This is a genomic window from Brevibacterium metallidurans (assembly GCF_037101285.1).
Lineage (GTDB): Bacteria > Actinomycetota > Actinomycetes > Actinomycetales > Brevibacteriaceae > Brevibacterium > Brevibacterium metallidurans.
In genome coordinates, this window is record NZ_BAAAAF010000002.1 from 289,238 (window position 1) to 310,566 (window position 21,329).

14 protein-coding genes are annotated in these 21,329 nt (G+C 67.6%); 5 read left to right on the forward strand and 9 right to left on the reverse strand.

Annotated features, from left to right (window positions below; genetic code table 11):
• Positions 1-133: 133 nt before the first annotated feature.
• Entirely contained in the window at positions 134-1,186 is a 1,053-nt protein-coding gene (locus tag AACX88_RS04025) for an SPFH domain-containing protein (RefSeq protein ID WP_339391812.1), read from the forward strand.
• A gap of 82 nt (positions 1,187-1,268) precedes the next feature.
• Here the strand turns inward: AACX88_RS04025 and AACX88_RS04030 are convergent, their stop codons facing one another.
• On the reverse strand, positions 1,269-4,178 hold the full coding sequence (locus tag AACX88_RS04030; protein ID WP_459891661.1) for an Rne/Rng family ribonuclease: 2,910 nt from the start codon (positions 4,176-4,178) through the stop codon (positions 1,269-1,271).
• Between the two features lie 351 nt (positions 4,179-4,529).
• Here AACX88_RS04030 and AACX88_RS04035 point away from each other — a divergent pair, with 351 nt between their 5' ends.
• Positions 4,530-5,192, forward strand: a complete 663-nt coding sequence (locus AACX88_RS04035; protein ID WP_339391814.1) for a vitamin K epoxide reductase family protein — start codon at positions 4,530-4,532, stop codon at positions 5,190-5,192.
• 432 nt (positions 5,193-5,624) lie between these two features.
• On the opposite strand, the gene ndk is transcribed toward AACX88_RS04035, so the two are convergent.
• The 6 genes from ndk to AACX88_RS04065 all read right to left on the reverse strand — a co-directional run bounded on the left by ndk (position 5,625) and on the right by AACX88_RS04065 (position 13,532).
• The gene (ndk, locus tag AACX88_RS04040; protein ID WP_339391815.1) at positions 5,625-6,041 is read right to left on the reverse strand and encodes a nucleoside-diphosphate kinase; all 417 of its coding nucleotides are present in this window, start codon (positions 6,039-6,041) and stop codon (positions 5,625-5,627) included.
• A gap of 120 nt (positions 6,042-6,161) precedes the next feature.
• Positions 6,162-6,536 (reverse strand): DUF4233 domain-containing protein, encoded by a 375-nt coding sequence (locus AACX88_RS04045; RefSeq protein ID WP_339391816.1) that lies wholly within the window; start codon positions 6,534-6,536, stop codon positions 6,162-6,164.
• Positions 6,533-7,903, reverse strand: a complete 1,371-nt coding sequence (locus tag AACX88_RS04050; protein WP_339391817.1) for a bifunctional folylpolyglutamate synthase/dihydrofolate synthase — start codon at positions 7,901-7,903, stop codon at positions 6,533-6,535. The genes AACX88_RS04045 and AACX88_RS04050 overlap by 4 nt, the downstream gene beginning before the upstream one ends.
• Complete coding sequence (ileS, locus tag AACX88_RS04055; RefSeq protein WP_339391818.1) at positions 7,900-11,181, reverse strand: isoleucine--tRNA ligase; 3,282 nt, start codon at positions 11,179-11,181, stop codon at positions 7,900-7,902. The genes AACX88_RS04050 and ileS overlap by 4 nt, the downstream gene beginning before the upstream one ends.
• Before the next feature lie 363 nt (positions 11,182-11,544).
• Positions 11,545-12,300 (reverse strand): SDR family oxidoreductase, encoded by a 756-nt coding sequence (locus AACX88_RS04060; RefSeq protein WP_339391819.1) that lies wholly within the window; start codon positions 12,298-12,300, stop codon positions 11,545-11,547.
• 137 nt (positions 12,301-12,437) lie between these two features.
• Entirely contained in the window at positions 12,438-13,532 is a 1,095-nt protein-coding gene (locus tag AACX88_RS04065) for an acyltransferase (protein WP_339391820.1), read from the reverse strand.
• A gap of 129 nt (positions 13,533-13,661) precedes the next feature.
• On the opposite strand from AACX88_RS04065, the gene valS reads away from it, so the two are divergent.
• The 3 genes from valS to AACX88_RS04080 all read left to right on the forward strand — a co-directional run bounded on the left by valS (position 13,662) and on the right by AACX88_RS04080 (position 18,144).
• On the forward strand, positions 13,662-16,307 hold the full coding sequence (gene valS, locus AACX88_RS04070; protein ID WP_339391821.1) for a valine--tRNA ligase: 2,646 nt from the start codon (positions 13,662-13,664) through the stop codon (positions 16,305-16,307).
• Between the two features lie 194 nt (positions 16,308-16,501).
• Complete coding sequence (locus tag AACX88_RS04075; RefSeq protein WP_339391822.1) at positions 16,502-17,191, forward strand: AIM24 family protein; 690 nt, start codon at positions 16,502-16,504, stop codon at positions 17,189-17,191.
• Positions 17,192-17,736: 545 nt separating this feature from the next.
• Entirely contained in the window at positions 17,737-18,144 is a 408-nt protein-coding gene (locus AACX88_RS04080) for an SRPBCC family protein (RefSeq protein WP_339391823.1), read from the forward strand.
• Positions 18,145-18,619: 475 nt separating this feature from the next.
• Here the strand turns inward: AACX88_RS04080 and AACX88_RS04085 are convergent, their stop codons facing one another.
• On the reverse strand, positions 18,620-19,906 hold the full coding sequence (locus AACX88_RS04085) for an MFS transporter (RefSeq protein WP_339391824.1): 1,287 nt from the start codon (positions 19,904-19,906) through the stop codon (positions 18,620-18,622).
• A 13-nt stretch (positions 19,907-19,919) separates the two neighbouring features.
• The gene (gene clpX / locus AACX88_RS04090) at positions 19,920-21,206 is read right to left on the reverse strand and encodes an ATP-dependent Clp protease ATP-binding subunit ClpX (protein WP_339391825.1); all 1,287 of its coding nucleotides are present in this window, start codon (positions 21,204-21,206) and stop codon (positions 19,920-19,922) included.
• Positions 21,207-21,329: the final 123 nt, after the last annotated feature.

Consider the following 21,329-nt stretch of genomic DNA (forward strand, 5'->3'; position numbering starts at 1 on the left):
ATGTTCCGCAATGGGGAGTCTGGATCAAGCGAAATCGCGTCCGTCATTCGGACAGTTACAGAACTGTTACCTGCATCACATATTCGGCGCCGCCGTACGATGGACGGTGCCGCCTGTGGCCTAGGCTGGCGTCATGTCACAGAATCAGCCACAGCCATCGCCTGACGATCCCCGACGCCCGCACGGGCCGGGGCCTGCAGGCCACCTCGGCGGACCGGGAGGACAGGGTGTGCCCCGCGGGCAGGACGGTCCGGGTGTCCCGACCCGGCTCGTCTCCCCCGAAGGCGAACGGGTGCGCGAACGCCCCGCGGGTGGGGTCTCCGGGTACTTCGCGATCGTCGCCGCCGTCGGCCTCCTCGTCGTCGCGGCTCTCCTCGCGCTCATCGGCTTCGGATTGATGGTCTCCGGTCAGGGCTTCGGCATCATCCTCATCGTCCTCGGCGTGCTCACCTTCATCGCCTCGATGTTCCTCTTCAAGGGCTGCACCTCGGTGGCCCCGGGCCAGGCCGTCGTCCTCCAGCTCTACGGCCGCTACGTCGGCACGGTGCGCCAGTCGGGGCTGCGGTTCGTCAACCCGTTGTATTCGAAGGAGCAGGTCTCGACGCGCATCCGCAACCATGAGACCTCGACGCTCAAGGTCAACGACGCCGACGGCAACCCGATCGAGATCGGCGCCGTCGTCGTCTGGCAGGTCAGGGACACCGCGCAGGCCCTCTTCGAGGTCGATGACTTCGAGGAGTTCGTCGCGATCCAGGCCGAGACCGCGGTGCGCCACATCGCGAACTCGTATGCCTACGACTCCTCTGACCCTGCCCGGATGTCCCTGCGCGACAACGCCGACGAGATCACCTCGAAGCTCTCTGCGGAGGTCGCGGCCCGCGTCGCCTCGGCCGGCGTGACGGTCATCGAGTCGCGGATCACGCAGCTCGCCTACGCCCCGGAGATCGCCCGGGCGATGCTCCAGCGCCAGCAGGCGACGGCGGTCGTCGCGGCCCGTCAGCTCATCGTCGAAGGCGCGGTGGGCATGGTCGAGACCGCGATCGAGCAGATCGAAGGCCGCGACATCGTCACGCTCGGCCATGCCGAACGCAGCGACCTCGTCACGAATCTCATGATCGTCCTCTGCGGCGATCAGGCGGCGCAGCCGACGATCAGCACGACGCGGAACAAGCAGCCGGGCGCCTGAGTCCCGGATGCGACGAGCGCCCCGCGTCGGCTGACGCGGGGCGCTCGTTCTCGTCTCGGGCGGGCTCAGTGCTCGCCGTCGCTCAGTCCTCGCCGATGATGACGAACGAGGTCGGCAGCGACTCCTGCGGGGCCGGCTCCGCCTTCTTCTTCGGCGCCCTGCGCCGCGGGGCTGCCTCCGGCGCCGCCACGGCGACCTTCGTCGTCGTATCCGCACCGATCATCAGCGGCAGCTCACCGGCGGGCTCGGCCGCTGCGGGTTCGGCTGTCGTCTGCTGAGCGGCGGGCTCGGCCGCGGGAGCCTGGTCGGCCGCGGGCTCGGCCTGCGTCTGTTCGGCCGGCTTCTCGGTCTTCGCGGACTTCTTCCGTCCCCGGGACTTCGACCGGTTCGACTTCGACTCCGTGCGCTCGTCCGCCGCGGATTCTCCGCGCTCTTCAGTTCGCGGGGCCGCCTCGGCGGGAGTCTCCTCATCGTCCTTCTTCAGCGTCGCCTTCGCGATCGCGGCGACCGCGGACCGGGAGGCCTCGTTCGCCGCCGACTCCGCATGCGACTCGGTCTCGGCCGACTTCGAGTTCGACCGGCGCTTGCGATCGCGCTTGTTCCCGGAAGACGAATCGGAGTTCGACGGACGACCGCCGCGGTGGGCCTTCGTCCCGTCCTCCTCCGAACCGGGCAGGAGGAGTCCGCGACCGGTGAGGTCGGCGCCGGCGGAGACCATCGATTCGGCCAGTCCGGTGCCGATGCGCTTGCGGGTCATCTGTACGAGACCCAGCGAGGTCACCTCGGCGACCTGGTGCTTCGTCCGGTCCCGGCCGAGGCATTCGACGAGGCGGCGGACGACGAGATCGCGGTTGGACTCGAGGACCATGTCGATGAAGTCGACGACGATGATGCCGCCGATGTCGCGCAGCCGCAGCTGGCGGATGACCTCTTCGGCAGCTTCGAGGTTGTTCCGCGTCACGGTCTCCTCGAGGTTGCCCCCGGCACCGGTGAACTTGCCGGTGTTGACATCGATGACGGTCATCGCCTCGGTGCGGTCGATGACGAGTGACCCGCCCGAGGGCAGGTTGACGGTGCGGTTGAGGGCCTTCTGGATCTGCTCCTCGACCCGGTAGTGGTCGAAGATGCCCTCGTCCTCGGAGTAGCGGTGGACGCGGTCGAGGAGGTCGGGGGCGACCGCTTCGACGTATTCGTGGATCGTGTCCCAGGCGCCGTCGCCGTCGATGACGAGGGAGTTGAAGTCCTCGTTGAACACGTCGCGGATGATCCGCACAATCATGTCCGGCTCACTGTAGAGCAGCTGCGGGGCGAGGACCTTCGTCGACTTCGACTTCTTCTCGATCGTCTCCCAGCGCTTGGTCAGGCGCTCGACGTCGCGGCTGAGCTCCTTGTCAGTCGCCCCTTCGGCGGCGGTGCGCACGATGACGCCGTTGGAGTCGCCGACGAGCTCCTTGAGGAGCTTCTTCAGGCGGGCGCGCTCGACGTCGGGCAGCTTGCGGGAGATGCCGGTCATCGAGTTCCCGGGCACGTAGACGAGGAAGCGTCCCGGCAGGGAGATCTGGCTCGTCAGGCGCGCGCCCTTGTGGCCGACAGGGTCCTTCGTCACCTGGACGAGCACGGAGTCGCCGGGGCTCAGCGCCGTCTCGATGCGACGGGCCTTGCCGTCCATGCCGAGGGCGTCCCAGTTGACCTCACCGGCGTAGAGGACCGCGTTGCGGCCCTTGCCGATGTCGATGAACGCCGCCTCCATGCTCGGCAGGACGTTCTGGACCTTGCCGAGGTAGACGTTGCCGATGAGCGAGGACTGCTGGCGGTTCTCCTTGAGGTAGTGCTCGACGGCGATCCCGTCCTCGACGACGACGAGCTGGGTCTGGTCGCCGCTCTCGCGCACGAGCATCGTCCGGTCGACGGATTCGCGGCGGGCGAGGAATTCGGCTTCGGTGATGACCGGGCGGCGACGCCCGGCCTCACGGCCCTCCTTGCGGCGCTGACGCTTGGCTTCGAGGCGGGTCGATCCCTTGAGCGAGGTGACTTCGTCGGAATCGGAGCTGCGCGAACGGGAGCGGCGACGGCGGCGACGGCGCGAACCGCCGTCCTCGTCATCACTGTCGTCATCGGTATCGCCCGACCGGTCGGCGGGTTCGTCCTCGGACTTCTCGGTGTCCTGACGCTCGGACTTCCGGTCACCGCGACGCCGCGAGCGGGCAGGACGCTCGTCGTCGGATTCGGTCTTCTCGGACTTCTCAGTCTTCTCGGACTCCGCGGCCTCCGACTTCTCGGAATCGGACTCGTCCTCATCGCGGTTGCGCGAGCGGCGGCCGCGACCGCCGCGGCGGCGGCGACGGCCACCGGACTCCGTGTCGTCGTCGGTCTCGCGGTCATCGGAGTCGCGATCGCGGGTCTCGCGGTTCTCGGGCTCGTCGCGGTCGCGGTCGTCGGTGAGGTCGTCGTCCTCGTCGTCGTAGTCATCGTCGGCGACGACGACCTCGGCGAGTTCGGCCTGTGGGACCTGGAAGATCAGTCCGCCGTGCTGCGGTACGGCGGGAGCCGGACGGCTCGCAGGCTCGGCCGGCTGGGGCGCCGCCGGGGCGGCGAAGGGGTTGCGGGGGTCGAAGGCGGGAGCCTGTGGCGGCTGTGGCTCGGACTCGTCGTCGGCTGTGTCAGCGTCGTCTGCCGCTGCCTCGGGGCTGGTCTCGCGGACGAACTCCTCGAAGACGAGGCCGCGGTTGGCCACGGCGTCGCGGGCTTTCTTCGGTGCCCGGCGACCGCGGGGCCGGTCGTCGTCGGTGTCGGAGCCTGAGTTCTCGGCGCCGTCGCGCAGGGAGCCGGCGGCGTCGGCGAGGCTGTCGAGCTCTTCGCGGACCCTCTCATCGACCGGGCTGTCCGCACCGCGTGCGGCGTTGGCACTCTCCTGCAGATCAGCGAGATCGGCGAGGATGCCCTCGGTGGCATCCGATGTGCCGTTGTCGTTCGTCGAATCGTTCATGTTCACTCCTGGACCGGAGTCTCCGTCCACACCACACGGATGACCGGTGTCCTGCATGGTCCGCGATCGGACCGAAACCTGTGGATGGCATGTCGGGCTCGCGCTCAGCGCGTAGGCCGTCGATGCTGCCTCAACTTCGTGTCGACCTGCGAGGCCGTTCCCTCGACTCGGTGGAGGCACGTCGCCTGCCCGGTGTGGAGGCAGGTATCCGTCGCACCATTATGTCACAGTTCTCCCCGGTCCAGCCCGGCGACAGGCACGCCGATCCGTACCGTGCGTCGATCGCAGTGCCTGGGACTGTGGCGGTGGGATCGCTGTGGGTTTGCCGCATTCCGCGTGGCCGGGCATGCTTGAGGGGTGAACACCGCACCCGCGCCCGCAGAAGAGACCTTCGACGACGACTTCGCCACCGGCACACCGATCCGGTCGTGGGTGCTGCGTCCCACGGCGCTGGGGATCTTCCTCATCGTCGGTTCGGTCGTCGGCTTCCTCGCCGCCTTCGCCCTGTCAGTGGAGAAGTACTGGAAGCTCGAGAACCCCGATGTCTCGCTCTCGTGCGACCTCAACCCGTTCTTCTCGTGCGGTTCGGTCATGGAGTACCCCCAGAGCCAGCTCTTCGGTTTCCCCAACCAGCTCCTCGGCGTGGCGGCTTTCATCTTCCCGCTCCTCCTCGGCGTCCTCCTCGTCGCGAAGGCGCGAATTCCCGGCTGGGTGATGGTCGGGCTCAACATCGGGCTCGCCCTCGGCGTCACCCTCGTGATGTTCCTCTTCTACACCTCGATCTACGTCATCGGCGTCGGCTGCCCGTGGTGCATGGTCGTGTGGGCGATGACGATCCCGATGTTCTGCGCGGTCACGGCCCACAATGCGCTGGCCGGCAACTTCGGCTCCGGGATCCGCGACAATGCCGTCGTCCGGGTGCTCGCCCGGGAGAACATCGCGATCTCCGTCGTCTGGCTGCTCATCATCGCCTTCTGCATCGTCATCCAGTTCTGGAACTTCTTCTCCACCCTCTTCTGAGGCGGGTCCTCCCCTCTCTCCCGAGGTGGGCCAACCGCCTGAACCGGCATCTCCTACCCGTGCGCGCATTTCACCCCTCGAGGCACAATCCCTACCCTTAGCGCGTATTCCGCGGTCTGGCTCAGCGAAACTTCCAAGGAGCGGCTCGTCCTACCCGTGCAAAGGTAGGACGAGCCGCTTGAGGTGAGGGGTGGCCGCTCGCGCTCGGGTGCGTTTGCTTGGCGCGGCGCCCGGTTGCGGCTGCTGGTTAGGCCGGCTGGGTGCGCCGGCCAGAAGTGGCGAATGTGCGAATACCCCAGCGGACGAGTTGTCCGATGGGGTATTCGCAGCCCAGCATCGCCGAGGCGGACGGTTGCGCCCAGCATCACCGACGCGTGATTGTCGCCGAGGTGGAGTTCAGTTCCCAGACCTACTGCGCCGAGGTGCCGGTGCTCAGAGGTCGGGGTACCAGATCGCGATCTCACGTTCGGCCGACTCTTCCGAGTCCGAACCGTGGACGAGGTTCTTCTGGACCTTCTCGCCCCAGTCGCGTCCGAGGTCGCCGCGGATCGTGCCGGGAGCGGCCGCCGTGGGATCGGTGGCGCCGGCCAGTGACCGGAAGCCGGGGATGACGCCCTGCCCGGAGGCGACGATCGAAACGATCGGGCCTTCCGACATGAAGTCCACGAGCGGCTGGTAGAACGGCTTGCCCTCGTGTTCGGCGTAGTGGGCGGCGAGTTCCTCACCGGTGGCCGTGCGCAAGCTCAGCGCATCGATCGTGTAGCCCTTGGCTTCGATGCGCGAGAGGATCTGTCCCACGAGCCCGCGGGCGACTCCGTCGGGCTTGATGAGGATGAGCGTGCGTTCCATTCCGGTCCTTCCGGTCGAAGAGATCAACGAGGGCAAGTCTACTAGCGCAGAATCGACGCCCGACGCAGGATCGGTGCCGGACGCAGTCCTACGCGTCCGACGCAGGTCCCCGCGCCCGAGTCACCCCTGTGCTGCGCGTTCGACGACCTCACGATCGATGCGCGCCGACCAGTAGACCGAGACCGCGAACATCGCGACGAAGATCGCTGCGACGAAGAACATCGCGGGAATGATAAAGCCGGTGGCGACGAGGAGGACCTGGACGAACCAGCCGATGGCCACCCCGGGGCGCCGCTGCCCGATCCGCCGAGGCAGGAGGACGACGGCGACGATCGCGACCACGGCGATGGCCGAGGCCCCGATGAGCAGCTGGGGCAGGGTGAGCGTGCCGTTCGTCTTCACCGTGAGACCGAAGGCGGTCAGTGCGGCGAAGTAGACGACGACGAGTTCGCAGATGAGGATCGACCCGGCGAGCACGGGATACTTCGACTTCATTCCCCCTCCTCCCGACCGAGGAGCACACGCGCCTCGGCGACGGTGTAGAGCGACCCGGTGACGATGACTCCCGGACTCTCGGCGGCGGAGGCTTCGACGAGGTCGAAGGCCTTCATCAGCGCCGCATTGAGGTCGGGTGCTGTGAGCACCGCATCCTCGTCGACCCATTCGCGGGCCGCTGCGGCGAGCGTGTCGACCTCCAGCGCCCGATCGCTCACCGGTGCGGTGACGACGAAGGCATCGGCGGAGCGGTGGAGGGCCTCGAGGACGCCGTGGACGTCCTTGTCGGCGAGCATGCCGAGGACGATGACGGTGTAGTCGAAGTCGAACGCCTCGGCGATCGTGTCGGCGAGCACACGCGCGGCATCCGGGTTGTGCGCCCCGTCGACGAGGACGGCCGGTCCCGTGCGCACGAGTTCGGCGCGCCCGGGCGAGGTGACATGGGACAGCCCTTCGGCCACGGTGTCGCGGTCGAGCGGCTTGTCCTCATCGCCGAGGAAGGTCTCAGCGGTGACGAGGGCGACCGCGGCGTTGTGCGCCTGGTGCTCGCCGTGCAACGGGAGGAAGAGGTCGCTGTAGACGTCGCGCAGACCCTGCACGGAGATGAGCTGACCGTCGACGGCCCGCTGCCGCTCGAGGAGCCGGAAGTTCCGATCCTCGACGAGCGTGGGAACACGGCGTGCGGCCGCCTCGGCGTCGAGGACCGTGAGAGCCTCGTCCTCCTGCAGGGCGATGACCGCGGTCGGTTCGGGGGCCGGGCTCGGGTCGATCGAACGGTTGAGGATGCCGGCCTTCGTCGCCGCGATCTCGGCGAGGGTGTCGCCGAGGAAGGCCTGATGGTCCATGCCGATGCGGGTGAACACGCACACCTCGGCGTCGGCGACGTTCGTCGAGTCCCATTCCCCGCCCATGCCCACCTCGGCGACGACGACGTCGACGGGAGCGTCGGCGAAGATCGCGAAGGCGAGGATCGTGAGCACCTCGAAGTACGTCAGGCGCGCCCGACCCGCCTCGGCGAGTTCCGCGTCGACGATGTCGAGGTAGGGGGCGATCTCATCGAAGATCCGCACGAAGTCCTCATCCGGGACCGGGGCGCCGTCGACGGAGACCCGTTCGGTGACCGAATGCAGGTGCGGGCTCGTGAAGCGGCCCACCCGCAGGTCGTGGGCGGTGAGGATCGCATCGATCATCCGCGCCGTCGAGGTCTTGCCGTTGGTGCCGGTGACGGTGATGACGGGCGCGGCCCGGTGGATGTCGCCGAGGAGTTCGACGGCGCGCTTCGTCGCATCGAGGCGGACCTCGATCTGCGTCTCCCCCGCCCGGGTGAGCAGGGCTGCGTACACGCGGGTAAGTGCCTCCGAGCTCATGCCCTCACCACCGTGATCCGGGTTCCCTTGGGAAGCTCTTCGGGGGCGAAGACCTCGGCGGCGCCGTCGAGCGAGGCGAAGTCGAGTCCGGTCGCCAGGGTCTCGGTGCTGATGAGGTCCCGGTGCGCCTGCAGCGCCGCAGTGACCGCGTCCTCGGCTTCGACGACGACGGTGATCCGGTCGGCGACATTGAGGTCGAGCTGCTTGCGGATGCCCTGGATCGCGCGCACCGTGTCCCGGGCGACCCCTTCGGCCTCGAGTTCCGGGGTGACCCGGGTGTCGAGGGCGAGGAAGCCGGAGTCGAGGGCGGCGAGCTCCATGCCCTCGGAACCGGATTCGGCGACGGACTCCAGGGTGTACTCGCCGTCGACGAGTTCGATGCCGCCGCTGGTGACGACTCCGTCCTCGCTCACCGACCAGTCACCGGACTTCGAGCCCTTGATGGCCGCCTGCACCTGTTTGCCCAGGCGGGGACCTGCCGCACGGGCGTTGACGACGAGGTTCTGCGACAGCGAGAACCCGGCGGCCTCCGCCTCGGCGAGATCGAGCGATTCGACGGTGCGGACGTTGAGCTCATCGGCGATGATGTCGGTGAACTCCGTGCCCAGGTGCTCGCCGCTGGCGACGACGAGGCGGTTGAGCGGCAGGCGCACGCGCAGCCGGTTGGCTTTGCGCACCGAGGAGGCCGTCGAGCTGATGTCGCGGGTGAGGTCCATCGCGGCGACGAGCTCGGGATCGGCCGGGAACGCCTCGGCGTCCGGGTAGTCCTCGAGGTGGACCGAGCGGTGACCGGTGAGCCCGCGGTAGATCTCCTCGGCCGTGAACGGCAGCAGCGGGGCCGCGACCCGGCAGAAGGCCTCGAGGCACGAGTAGAGCACGTCGAAGGTCTCGTGCGTCTCGGCACTGCCCGACCAGAAGCGGCGCCGGGAGCGGCGCACGTACCAGTTGGTGAGCATGTCGAGGTAGCTGCGGACGATCTCGCAGGCAGCCCAGACGTCGAAGTCGTCCATGGCCTCAGCGAAGTCGGCGATGAGGTCATGGGTCTTCGCGAGCAGGTAGCGGTCGAGGACCTGGGAGGACTCGAAGCGCTTCTGTGCGCGGTAACCGGAACGGTCCCCGGCTTCGCCGACCCCGGCCGCAGGGTCCGCGGTGTTGGAGTACGTGGCGAAGAACTGCCACGTGTTCCACAGCGGCAGCACGACCTGGCGCACGGCGTCGCGGATGCCCTGTTCGGTGACGACGAGGTTGCCGCCGCGCAGGATCGACGACGCCATGAGGAACCAGCGCATCGCATCCGAGCCGTCACGGTCGAAGACCTCGTTGACGTCGGGGTAGTTGCGCAGGGACTTCGACATCTTCTGCCCGTCGGAGCCGAGGACGATGCCGTGGGAGATGACGTTGCGGAACGCCGGGCGGTCGAAGATCGCGGTGGCGAGGACGTGGAGGAGGTAGAACCAGCCCCGGGTCTGGCCGATGTACTCGACGATGAAGTCCGCCGGGAAGTGGTTGTCGAACCATTCGGCGTTCTCGAACGGGTAGTGGACCTGGGCGTAGCTCATCGAGCCCGAGTCGAACCACACGTCGAAGATCTCCGGGATCCGGCGCATCGTCGACTTGCCAGTCGGGTCGTCCGGGTTGGGACGGGTGAGGTCGTCGACCCACGGACGGTGGAGGTCGACCTCGCCCTTGTCGTTGACCGGGAGGCGGCCGAAGTCGGCTTCGATCTCCGCGAGCGAACCGTAGACATCCGTGCGCGGGTATGTGGGGTCATCGGAGATCCACACGGGGATCGGCGAACCCCAGAACCGGTTGCGCGAGATCGACCAGTCGCGGGCGTTCTCGAGCCACTTGCCGAACTGGCCGTACTTGACGTTCTCCGGCACCCAGTTGATCTGCTCGTTGAGTTCGACCATCCGGTCCTTGAACTCGGTGACGCGGACGAACCACGAGGAGACCGCGCGGTAGATCAGCGGGTTCCGGCAGCGCCAGCAGTGCGGGTAGGAGTGCTCGTAGCTCTCGTGGCGCACGAGCAGGGCGTGACGGCCCTCGAGCGGACCGGTGTGGTCGCGCAGGTCCCGGATGATGGGTCGGTTCGCGTCGAAGACCTGCTCGCCCTGGTAGTCGGGCACGAGCGCATCGAAGAGGCCGGCGTCGTCGACGGGGCGCACGGCGAGGATGTCGTAGGAGTCGGTGAGCTCCTTGTCCTCCTCACCGAAGGCCGGCGCCTGATGGACGATTCCGGTGCCGTCCTCGGTGGTGACGAAGTCGGCGGAGAGGATCGTGTGCATCCGCTGCCCGTACTCGTCCTGGCGTCCCTCGAAGTAGGGGAACGGCGGTTCGTACTCGCGGCCGACGAGCTCACCGGCGGGGAAGGTGCGCAGGATCTCGGGGTTCTCCCCGAGTTCACGGGCGTAGGCACTCAGGCGCGCCTCGGCGAGGATGAGGGTTTTGCCCTGGAGTTCGGGCGCACCGTCAGGGCCGGGGACGACGGCGACGAGCGGGATCTCCGGGTTGACGGCCACGGCCTGGTTCGAGGGCACCGTCCACGGGGTCGTCGTCCAGATGAGGACCCATTCGTCCGCGTCGACGAGTTTGTAGCCGATCGTCACCGCCGGGTCCTGGCGCATCTTGTAGACGTCGTCGTCCATGCGCAGCTCATGGCTCGAGAGCGGGGTCTGGTCCTTCCAGCAGTAGGGCAGGACACGGTAGCCCTCGTAGACCAGGCCCTTGTCCCAGAGCTGCTTGAACGCCCAGATGACGCTCTCCATGTACCGGACGTCGAGCGTCTTGTAGTCGTTGTCGAAGTCGACCCACCGTCCCTGGCGGGTGACGTACTCCTCCCACTCCTGCGTGTAGCGCAGCACGGAGGCGCGGCAGGCGTCGTTGAAGGCGGCGAGACCCATCCGCCCGATCTCGGACTTGTCGGTGATGCCCAGCTGACGTTCGGCTTCGAGTTCGGCGGGCAGGCCGTGGGTGTCCCAGCCGAAGCGACGGTCGACCTTCTTCCCGCGCATCGTCTGGAACCGGGGCACGACGTCCTTGACGTAGCCGGTGAGCAGGTGGCCGTAGTGGGGCAGGCCGTTGGCGAAGGGAGGACCGTCGTAGAAGACGAACTCGTTCGAGCCGTTCTCGCCCGGGTCGCGCTCGTCGATCGAGGCCTGGAACGTGTCGTCCTGCTTCCAGTACTCGAGCACGGCGCGCTCGATCTCCGGGAAGTTCGGGGAGGCGCTGAGGCCGAAGGCGGAGGTCGACACCTTGGGGTAGAGCGGTTGCGTCATGAGCGTCCTTGTGCGTAGCAGCGGTCACTGTCCGCGAGGACGACATCGCTGCCGCGGTACCACCCCGCTTATCCGCATCCGCCGGCGCGTGCGCCGACCGAGCGCGGATCGCTCATTGAGGGGACGATGACGGGTCCGACCGTCCGGTTCTACTGGGCGACCTCCCTCGCCGAGGCGGGTCGCCGTTCTTCCGGATGCTCCCCGGTGATGGCCGGATCGATGCACACACGATTCTATACCCTGCCCGGAGCCTGCGACCACCCGCCGCGGGAGGGTCACACGGGAATGTGCGGAACCTCCCGGGTGGAATCTGCGCCGAGATCGCCCGTGAGTGGGCGCACAGGAACCATGTCTGGTCGGCAGTCACAGACCTCGGTTGCGGGCCACCTTGTGCTGGGCGGCCTGAGCGATGGGCCGGATGACCATGAGGTCGACGTTGAAGTGGTGAGGGCGGGTGAGCGTCCACGTCACGGCGTCGGCGACGTCCTCGGCGGTCAGGGGGTTCTCCACGCCTTCGTAGACCTTGCCGGCACGGTCGGCGTCGCCGCCGACGCGTTTGAGGGTGAACTCGTCGGTGGCGACCATGCCGGGGGCGATCTCGATGACGCGGACCGGCTCGCCGGCGAGTTCGAGGCGCAGGGTCGCAGCGATCGAGTGGGTGCCGTGCTTGGCCGCGACGTACCCGCCTCCGCCTTCGTAGGCCTGGTGGCCTGCGGTCGAGGACATGACGACGATGTCGCCGCGTCCGGACTCGATGAGCGCGGGCAGGAAGGCCTTGACGACGCGCAGCACTCCGAGGACGTTGATGTCGAACATGTCCCGCCAGCCCTCGACGGAGGCCTCGGCGACGGTGTCGGTGCCGTACGCGGCACCGGCGTTGGCGACGAGGGCGTGGACGGGTCCGCCGGCGAGCACCTCGGCGGCCATCGCGGCCACGGCCTCGTCGTCGGTGAGGTCGGCGACGATCGTGCTCGCACCGGTCTCCTCGGCCAGGTCGGCAAGCTTGTCCGCGCGCCGGGCCACGGCGACGACGTCCCAGCCCTGTGCCCGCAGGTCGCGCACCGTGGCCGCGCCGATGCCCGAACTCGCTCCTGTGACCACTGCCCGCAGAGTCTCCATGTGTCCTGCTCCTTCGCATCCGCCTGAGTTCGTCGGTTCTCGTTGACGACGATGTGCGCCCAGTCTAGAGGAGCATCCGAGGTGGGCTGGGTCGATCCGGATCGCGGATCCCGGCGGTCGCCTCGGCGAGGATATGCCTAGGACGACGCCTTCGGTGGGGAGGAGTGCGGGTTGCGGGGCCCGCCTTCGCCGAAGACGGCGCGCACTCCGGGGATCTTCACCGCCACCCAGGTCACGGCCACGCAGATGACGGTGTAGACGATCGGCATGACGAAGGCGTGGAGGAGCACGCCGGGCACGGTCGTGGGCAGGCCGATGAGGTTGCGCAGGGGGTAGAGGACGAGGGGATGGAGGAGGAAGACGCCGAAGGAGTACGGGTAGAACCAGTGGAGGAAGCGGAATCCGGTGCGCATGTAGTGGTGGAGGAGCAGGTAGGCCGCGAGCGAGGCGACGACGACTCCCGGGGAGAGGTACTCGTACGGGTAGAGCCACGGCTTCTCCCCGGGTCCGAAGCCCGCCCACAGGGCGGTCGTGGCCGTCGCCGCGATGAACGCGACCCAGGCCCAGATGACGGTCCGCGTGGTGAGGACGACGTCGCGCAGCACCCAGCCGAGGATGTAGAACCCGGCCATCGGCAGGAACCGGGTCGCGATGTTCGCCTCCCCCACGGAGAAGATCATCGACACGAACTGGTCGACCATGCCGATGCCGAGGAAGATCAGTCCCGTCCCCCACTGCAGGCGCCGCGAGCCGTGGACGCTGAGGAGGCGGAAGAACGGGGTGAGGAGGGTGAGGCCGGCGAGCACGTAGAGGAAGTAGAGCTGGACGAACGGGGATCCGGAGAGGATCGCGAGGAAGGCGTTCCAGTCGGAGTCGGGTCCCAGGAGGTAGAACCGGCGGAAGGCGACGTAGACGATCGTCCAGAAGACGAGCGGGATGCCGATGCGCCACACCCGCTTGGACAGGAACTTCCGCGGTTCGGTCCCCCGTCGCGGATCGAGGGCGAGGGCGCCGGAGATCATGATGAACACCGGCACCGACCACCGGCACGCGGAGTCGATGATGTTCGCCAGCCACCAGTCGGGTCCCTGACCTGCGAAGTTCGCTTCGACGACCGTGCCGAGGGAGTGGATGGCGACGACGGCGACGATCGCGAACGCACGGGCCGGGTTAATCCAGCCCGTCGAGGTGGGCGGCGGATTCTCTGTGCCGATTCTGTCCAAGGTCGCCATGGCCCCATCGTCTCATCTCCCCTCGTCGGTGCGTCCCAAGCTCGCGTTCAGCGGCAGGTCAGCACGCGGTGAGGAACGCGGCCGGGACCGGTTTGGCGAGTCGGGGCGCGAGTGGGAAAATCGACAACTATGAACTCACCTGCCTATGGAGACTCGACGCACGAGTCGGTCAGCCTGCCGGACAAGCCGGCCCTCGAAGGACTTCGCGACAAATGGGATGCCGCCTGGGCAGAATCGGACGTCTACGCGTTCGACGCCGACACCGATCGCGAGCAGGTGTACTCGATCGACACTCCCCCGCCCACGGCCTCGGGGTCGCTGCACGTCGGACACGTGTTCTCCTACACGCAGACCGACATCATCGCCCGCTACCAGCGCATGCAGGGCAAGAACGTCTTCTACCCGCTGGGCTGGGACGACAACGGCCTGCCCACCGAACGGCGCGTGCAGAACTACTACGGGGTCACCTGCGATCCCTCGCAGCCCTACGACGCGGACTTCGTGCCGCCTGCGAAGCCGGCGAAGAACTCCCGTGACTTCGAGCGCGTGTCGAGGCAGAACTTCATCGAACTCTGCGAACGCCTCTCCGCCGAGGACGAGCAGGTCTTCGAGGACCTCTTCCGCTCGACGGGGCTGTCGGTGGACTGGAAGTACACGTACCGGACGATCGACGACACCTCGCGGGCGGTGAGCCAGCGGGCGTTCCTCGCCGATCTCGCCGGCGGACACGCGTACTCGCAGGACGCCCCGACGATGTGGGACGTCACCTTCGGCACCGCCGTCGCTCAGGCCGAACTCGAGGACCGGGAGAAGGAAGGCGCCTATCACAAGGTGAAGTTCTTCCCGCAGGGCACCGACGGCCTCGCCGACACCTCGGTCGATCCGATCATCATCCTCACCTCACGGCCCGAGCTCATCCCGGCCGTCGTCGCCCTCGTCGCCCACCCCGAGGACGAGCGCTACCAGCCGTTCTTCGGCACCACCGTCGTCTCCCCGCTCTTCGGCGTCGAGGTCGAGGTCAGGGCCCACGAGCTCGCGAAGTCCGACAAGGGCACCGGCATCGCCATGGTCTGCACCTTCGGCGACCTCACCGACGTCACGTGGTGGCGCGAACTCGACCTGCCGACCCGGGCCGTGGTCAATCGCGCCGGACGCCTCAGCCTCGAGGTCCCTGAGTGGATCAGCGACTCCCCGAAGTCCGATGCCGTGGCCAACTACGAGCAGCTGGCCGGCAAGACGACGTTCACCGCCCGCAAGGACATCGCGGAGATGCTGCGGGACTCCGGCGATCTCGTCGGTGAGATCGAGGCGATCACCCACCCGGTGCCGTTCTACGAGAAGGGCGACAAACCGCTCGAGGTCGTCACCTCCCGCCAGTGGTACATCCGCAACGGCGGTCGTTCTGCTGCGCTCCGCGATGAGCTCATCGCCCGCGGCCGCGAGATCGACTGGCACCCGTCGTTCATGCGCTCCCGGTACGAGAACTGGGTCGAGAACCTCAACGGCGACTGGCTCGTGTCCCGGCAGCGCTACTTCGGCGTGCCGATCCCCCTGTGGTACCGCCTCGACGAGGCCGGCGAGCCGGACTACGAGAACCCGATCGTGCCGCAGTCGCTGCCCGTCGATCCCATCGCCGAGGTGCCTGCCGGCTTCACCGAGGAGCAGCGGGATGTGCCCGGCGGGTTCTCCGCCGACCCGGACGTCCTCGACACGTGGGCGACGTCGTCGCTGACCCCGCAGCTGCTGGGCAAGTGGAGCCGGGACGAGAAGTTCTTCGAGACCGTCTTCCCCTTCGACCTGCGCCCGCAGGGACACGACATCATCCGCACGTGGCTGTTCTCCACGGTCGTGCGCGCGAACTCCCTCAACGATGCGGCCCCGTGGAAGCATGCGGGACTGTCCGGCTGGATCCTCGATCCCGACCGGAAGAAGATGTCGAAGTCGAAGGGCAACGTCGTCGTCCCCTCGGACATCCTCGCCGAGGCGAAGCCCGGGTTCGGTCCCGACGCCGTGCGCTACTGGGCGGCGAGTGCGAAGCTCGGCGCGGACACCGCGTACGACGTCTCGCAGATGCAGATCGGCCGTCGTCTGGCGATGAAGCTGCTCAACGCTTCGAAGTTCGCGCTCGCTCAGGGCGTCCATGCCGGACTCGTCGGCCAGGTCGGCGCGGTCACCCATGACCTCGACCGGGCACTGCTCGTCCGCCTCGGCGAGGTCGCTGCGACCGCGAGCGAGCACATGGCCGCCTACGACTACGCGCATGCGCTGCGGGTCGTCGAGAGCTTCTTCTGGGAGTTCACCGACGACTACGTCGAACTCGTCAAGGACCGGTCCTACGGCGCCGGCAGCGAGGACGACCAGCTCTCGGCCCATGTCACCCTCGCCACGGCCCTCGATGTCCTGCTGCGGCTCTTCGCCCCGTTCATGCCCTTCGTCACCGAGGAGGTCTGGTCGTGGTGGCGCACCGGGTCCATCCACCGGGCGCCGTGGCCGGGCAAGGAGCAGCTCATCGACCCGATGGGGTCGGTCGACCCGCAGCTGCTCGCCTCCGTCGCCGCGGTGCTCACCGAGATCCGCCGCGCGAAGACCGAGGCGAAGGTGTCCCAGAAGACCCCGATCCTCAGCCTCACGATCGAGGCTCCGGCCCAGATCACCGGGGCCGTCGCCTCGGCGGAAGGCGACCTCAAGGCCGCCGGTCGGGTGCACAGCCTGAAGACCGACGTCGGCGGTGACGGGATCACCGTGGCAGCGATCGAGTTCGAACCGCAGGCCTGATCTGCCAGCCGGCGCGAGTCGGCGGCTGCAGAGACGAAGGCGGGATCGGGACTACTCCCGATCCCGCCTTCGTCGTCCGTGTTCCAGATCCAACACACGAAGCTTCGGCGTTTCGCGGTCGCAGCCGCATATCATTGAGTCGTCGCAGGGGAAGGACAATCGGTCCCAACCGGAACGAAAGGCATGAGACGACCATGAGAAGTGAGCTCTTTGCGCAGCGCAATGCTGAGGTTCAGAACCAGGATCGGTGGACGCTGCAGTCGAGCAAGATGCTGCGCACGGTGATCACGCCGAACGCTCCCATGATCGCCACGAAGGGCGCTATGGTCGCCTACCAGGGCGATGTCCGCTTCTCCCACCAGGGGTCGAAGTCGATGGGCCAGTTCATGAAGAAGGCGGCCACCGGCGAGGGCGGCAACGTCATGCGCGTCGAAGGCCAGGGCGAGGTCTTCTTCGCCCGCGAGGCCTCGAACATCTTCATGATGTCGCTCGAAGGGCAGCAGGACGCGCTGACCGTCAACACCTCGAACCTGCTCGCCTTCGACGACGCCCTGGCGTGGGAGATCAAGCGCATCAAGGGCGGCGTCGGTGCCCTTGTCAGCGGTTCGGGTCTGTTCAACCTCGAACTCAGCGGCACCGGCACGGCGGCGATCTGCTGCAAGGGCGACCCAATGGTCCTCGACGCCTCGCAGCAGCCGACCTTCGTCGACCCGCAGTCGGCCGTGTGCTGGTCGTCGTCGCTGGCCCCGCAGATCAAGACCGACGTCAGCGTCGGATCGTTCTTCGGCCGCGGTTCGGGCGAATCGATCCAGCTCGCCTTCCACGGTCCGGGCTTCGTCGTCGTCCAGCCTGCCGAGAACGCGGTCTACTCCGCCCAGGCCTGATACCCAGGCACTCCCCTCACGCGCGCGTCTCGGCTGCGAGCCTCGAAGCGCGTACCCAATGCGTGTACCCAGCGCGTAGGCAATGCGCGTATATCGCGCATCCCCATGCAGAGACGGTCGTCGGTGACATCGCCCGGCGGCCGTTTCGCGTGCCCGGGGTGCGGGTGGTGAGGCTCTGGGGCACGCTGGGGCGCGGAGCGATGCGGCGCGCGGCTTCACGGGGCTCGAGTTCGCTGCGGCGTCCGGTTCGACAGGGTTCGCGGTCGCTGCGGCTGTCGGCGCATGCACCACCCTCCGCGCCACGCACCACCCGAGGCCGCACACACTACCCTTGGCTCAATACAACGCCCGCTCAGCTCCAAAAACTACCTGTGCACGGGTGGTTTTTGGAGCCGGACCGTCGTATAGATTATCCGCGCGAACACGCCCGTACCCGCCAGCAACCCGAAATCCGGCGTAGCGTTGGACACCGTCGAGCGCTGACGGAGAATGCGCCTCGGCGACCTGACCGCGACCCGCGACCCCGAACGAAACGGAGACTCACGATGACTGATGAGCGCACGATCGACGTCGACCAGTTCATCACCCACTCCCCCGAGACTGTCTGGCGGGCACTGACAGAGCCGGAGCTGCTCGCCGCATGGTGGGCGCCGGGCGACATCGCTCCCGTCGTCGGGCATGCGTTCACCCTCGACATGGGCGGATTCGGCCAGCAGCCGTGCACCGTGACCCACGTTGAACCCGGACGCCTCATCGCGTTCACGTTCGCCGAGGGCAGCCTCGATTCGACGCTGACGTTCACACTCGAACCGGAGGGCACCGGGACGCGTGTCCTCCTTGCCCATTCGGGTCTCGACGTCGACTCCCCGCTGGGGCTGCAGGCCTACAAAGGCATGGGCGCCGGATGGCCGGGTGTGCTCGCTCGCATGGAGCCGGCCCTCGCCGAGGTGTGAGCACGTCCCCGCGCGGACGCCACGGTCCCGACGTCCCAGCGGGGACGCTGATGTCCCCACGTCCTCGCGGGGACGTCCGACACGGAAGAGCGAGAGCGTCGCACCGGTGCGAAAGCGTCCCCGTGGGGACGTCGCTGTCTCCACTTCCGCGAGGGGACGTACATCCCCGAGGAATGAGCGCGAACTCGAGGTGTGAATGCGACCCTGCGGGGACGTCCGACGCCGAGGTGTGAGAGCGTCCCCGTGGGGACGCCGCTGTCCCGACGTCCCCGCTGGGACGTCCGACATCGAAGTGTGAGAGCGCCACAGCAGTGCGAAGGCGTCCCCGCGGGGACGTCCGAGGCCGGGGAATGAGTGCGGACCAGCGTGGCAGAAGCGTCCCCGCGGGGACGTCCGAGGTCGAGGCTTGAGCGCGTCCCCGCAGCATGAAGGCGTCCCCGCGGGGACGCCCGCGGCAACGAGGCCGACGTCCGGCTCACGCCACCGTTCGGAGGTCGTCCTTCCCGCCGCGCTCCACGCGGTAGCGCCGGAACGCCGGGAACGCGAACGCACAGACGAGGACGAGGACGATCACGGCGATGCCCCCGCCCGCCGAGGCGATGGTCGTGTTCGTCGCCTCCGCGGCGTAGCCGTGGACGATGTCGGCGATCCGCGGACCGCCGGCGACGACGACGATGAAGACACCCTGCATGCGGCCGCGCATGTCTTCGGTCGCCGCTTCCTGAAGCATCGTCGAACGGAAGGCCGCGGAGATGATGTCCGCTCCCCCGCCGAGGGCGAGACCGAACAGGGCGACGATGAGGGCAGCCGTCCAGAAGCTGCGGGCGAACTCGAGGGAGAACCCGAAGATCGTCATCGCCGCACCCCACACGATGATCGCTGTGATGACGGCCAGACCCTGCCGCTCGACCTTCGAGACCCAGCCGGAGAAGATCCCGGCCAGCGCACTGCCGGCGGCCAGCGCGGCGAAGAGCAGCGAGAACACGATGCCGCCCTCGGGCGGACCGTCGAAGGTCTCGGTCGCGATCTGCGGGAACAGCGCCCGCGGCATGCCGAAGACCATCGCGATGACGTCGACGAGGAGAGAGACCATGACGACGGTGTTCGTCCCCAGATACCGGAAGCCGTCGATGACCCCTTTGAAGCCCGACCGGGTGTCCGGCTGACTGTCCGGCACGAGCGCCGGCAGCCGGATCACCGCGTAGAGGGTGGTTGCGAGGAAGACGGCGTCGAGGATGTAGAGCATCTGATACCCGAAGACCGGGATGAGCGCACCCCCGATGACGGGACCGGCCACCGCCCCGAGCGTCGCCACCGTCATATTCAGCGAGTTCGCCGCCGGCAGGAGCGAGAGCGGAACGATCGTCGGCAGCAACGCACCCCGTGCCGGCTGGTTGAGCCCGAAGAACGCCTGCTGCATCGCGAACACACTGAGCAGCAGCCACACGTTGTCGACCTGGAGGACCGCCAGCAGCGCCAGCACGATGCTCGTGAGAATGAGACTGGCGGTGGAGACGATGAGCAGCTTGCGCCGGTCGATGACATCGGCCAGTGAGCCACCCCAGAGTCCGAAGACGATGAGCGGGACGAGACCGAAGATGCCGCTCAGCCCCACATAGCCCGAGGAGCCGGTGATGTGGAAGATCTGCGCAGGAATGGCGACGACCGTCATCTGCGCACCGAGGACGGTGACGATGTTGGCCAGCCACAGCCGGCGGTAGTTGTCGTATCTGAGCGGTCGGGTATCCGCGAACAGCTTCATCCGCGCGGTGGCGTCAAGCTGACTTCTTGCGGGTCCGCGTCTGCTCCCGGGGAACGAGGGTGGGGGCGACGTTGCTCTCGACGACGTCCTTGGTCACGACCACCTCGGCGACATCCTCACGGGAGGGCACGTCGAACATGATCGGCTGGAGGACTTCCTCCATGATCGACCGCAGGCCGCGGGCACCGGTTCCGCGCAGCAGCGCGAGATCGGCGATCGCCTCGAGGGCCTCGGTCTCGAAGCTGAGTTCGACCTTGTCGAACTCGAACATCCGCTGGTACTGCTTGACCAGGGCGTTCTTGGGTTCCGTGAGGATCGACATGAGGGCGGCACGGTCGAGGTTGGAGACCGTGGCGAGCACCGGGAGGCGGCCGATGAATTCGGGGATGAGACCGAACTTGAGCAGATCCTCGGGCAGGATGTCCGCGTAGAGGTCCTCATCGTCGTTCTTCGACTGGAGCAGGGCGCCGAAGCCGATGCCGTGCTTGCCCTTGCGTCCGGCGACGATCTCCTCCATCCCGGCGAACGCACCGGCGACGATGAAGAGGACGTTCGTCGTGTCGATCTGGAGGAAGTCCTGGTGCGGGTGCTTGCGTCCGCCCTGCGGCGGCACCGAGGCCTGGGTGCCCTCGAGGATCTTCAGCAGCGCCTGCTGCACGCCCTCGCCGGAGACATCGCGGGTGATCGACGGATTCTCCGACTTGCGGGCGATCTTGTCGATCTCGTCGATGTAGATGATGCCGTGCTCGGCGCGCTGGATGTCGAAGTCCGCGGCCTGGATGAGCTTGAGGAGGATGTTCTCGACGTCCTCGCCGACGTAGCCGGCCTCCGTCAGCGCGGTCGCGTCGGCGACGGCGAACGGGACGTTGAGGCGCTTGGCCAGGGTCTGGGCGAGGTAGGTCTTGCCCGAGCCGGTGGGGCCGACGAGGAGGATGTTGGACTTCGAGATCTCGACGTCCGAGTCCGCGGCACCGAGGGTCTTCGCGTCGTCGCCGCCCTGGAGCGCGCGGATGCGCTTGTAGTGGTTGTACACGGCCACGGACAGGGCCTTCTTCGCAGGGTCCTGACCGACGACGTACTCGTGGAGGAAATCGAAGATCTCCCGCGGCTTGGGCAGCTCGAGTTCGGCGTGCTCGGCCGTGGTCTCGCTGAGCTCCTCTTCGATGATCTCGTTGCACAGTCCGATGCATTCATCGCAGATGTACACCCCAGGTCCGGCGATGAGCTTCCGCACCTGCTTCTGTGATTTGCCACAGAAGTTACATTTGAGCAGATCTGCTCCGTCCGCACTGCGAGCCACTGTCACAACCTTTCGCCAGGGCGCTTCGCCCCAACTCTACCGCTCGTGTTTCCTGTACCTCAATAGCTTCCCATACGACACTGACACAGACCCTGCGCGGTGTCATACGGTGTGTCGCCGCCC

Excerpts from the sequence above, each read along its gene's own strand:
- AACX88_RS04050 (WP_339391817.1), bottom strand. The coding sequence starts at position 7,903 with ATGAGCTCGGAGGCACTTACCCGCGTGTACGCAGCCCTGCTCACCCGG.
- AACX88_RS04085 (WP_339391824.1), bottom strand. The coding sequence starts at position 19,906 with ATGAAGCTGTTCGCGGATACCCGACCGCTCAGATACGACAACTACCGC.
- AACX88_RS04045 (WP_339391816.1), bottom strand. The coding sequence starts at position 6,536 with ATGAAGTCGAAGTATCCCGTGCTCGCCGGGTCGATCCTCATCTGCGAA.
- AACX88_RS04065 (WP_339391820.1), bottom strand. The coding sequence starts at position 13,532 with ATGGCGACCTTGGACAGAATCGGCACAGAGAATCCGCCGCCCACCTCG.
- ileS (WP_339391818.1), bottom strand. The coding sequence starts at position 11,181 with ATGACGCAACCGCTCTACCCCAAGGTGTCGACCTCCGCCTTCGGCCTC.
- AACX88_RS04080 (WP_339391823.1), top strand. The coding sequence starts at position 17,737 with ATGACTGATGAGCGCACGATCGACGTCGACCAGTTCATCACCCACTCC.
- ndk (WP_339391815.1), bottom strand. The coding sequence starts at position 6,041 with ATGGAACGCACGCTCATCCTCATCAAGCCCGACGGAGTCGCCCGCGGG.
- valS (WP_339391821.1), top strand. The coding sequence starts at position 13,662 with ATGAACTCACCTGCCTATGGAGACTCGACGCACGAGTCGGTCAGCCTG.
- AACX88_RS04060 (WP_339391819.1), bottom strand. The coding sequence starts at position 12,300 with ATGGAGACTCTGCGGGCAGTGGTCACAGGAGCGAGTTCGGGCATCGGC.
- AACX88_RS04025 (WP_339391812.1), top strand. The coding sequence starts at position 134 with ATGTCACAGAATCAGCCACAGCCATCGCCTGACGATCCCCGACGCCCG.
- AACX88_RS04075 (WP_339391822.1), top strand. The coding sequence starts at position 16,502 with ATGAGAAGTGAGCTCTTTGCGCAGCGCAATGCTGAGGTTCAGAACCAG.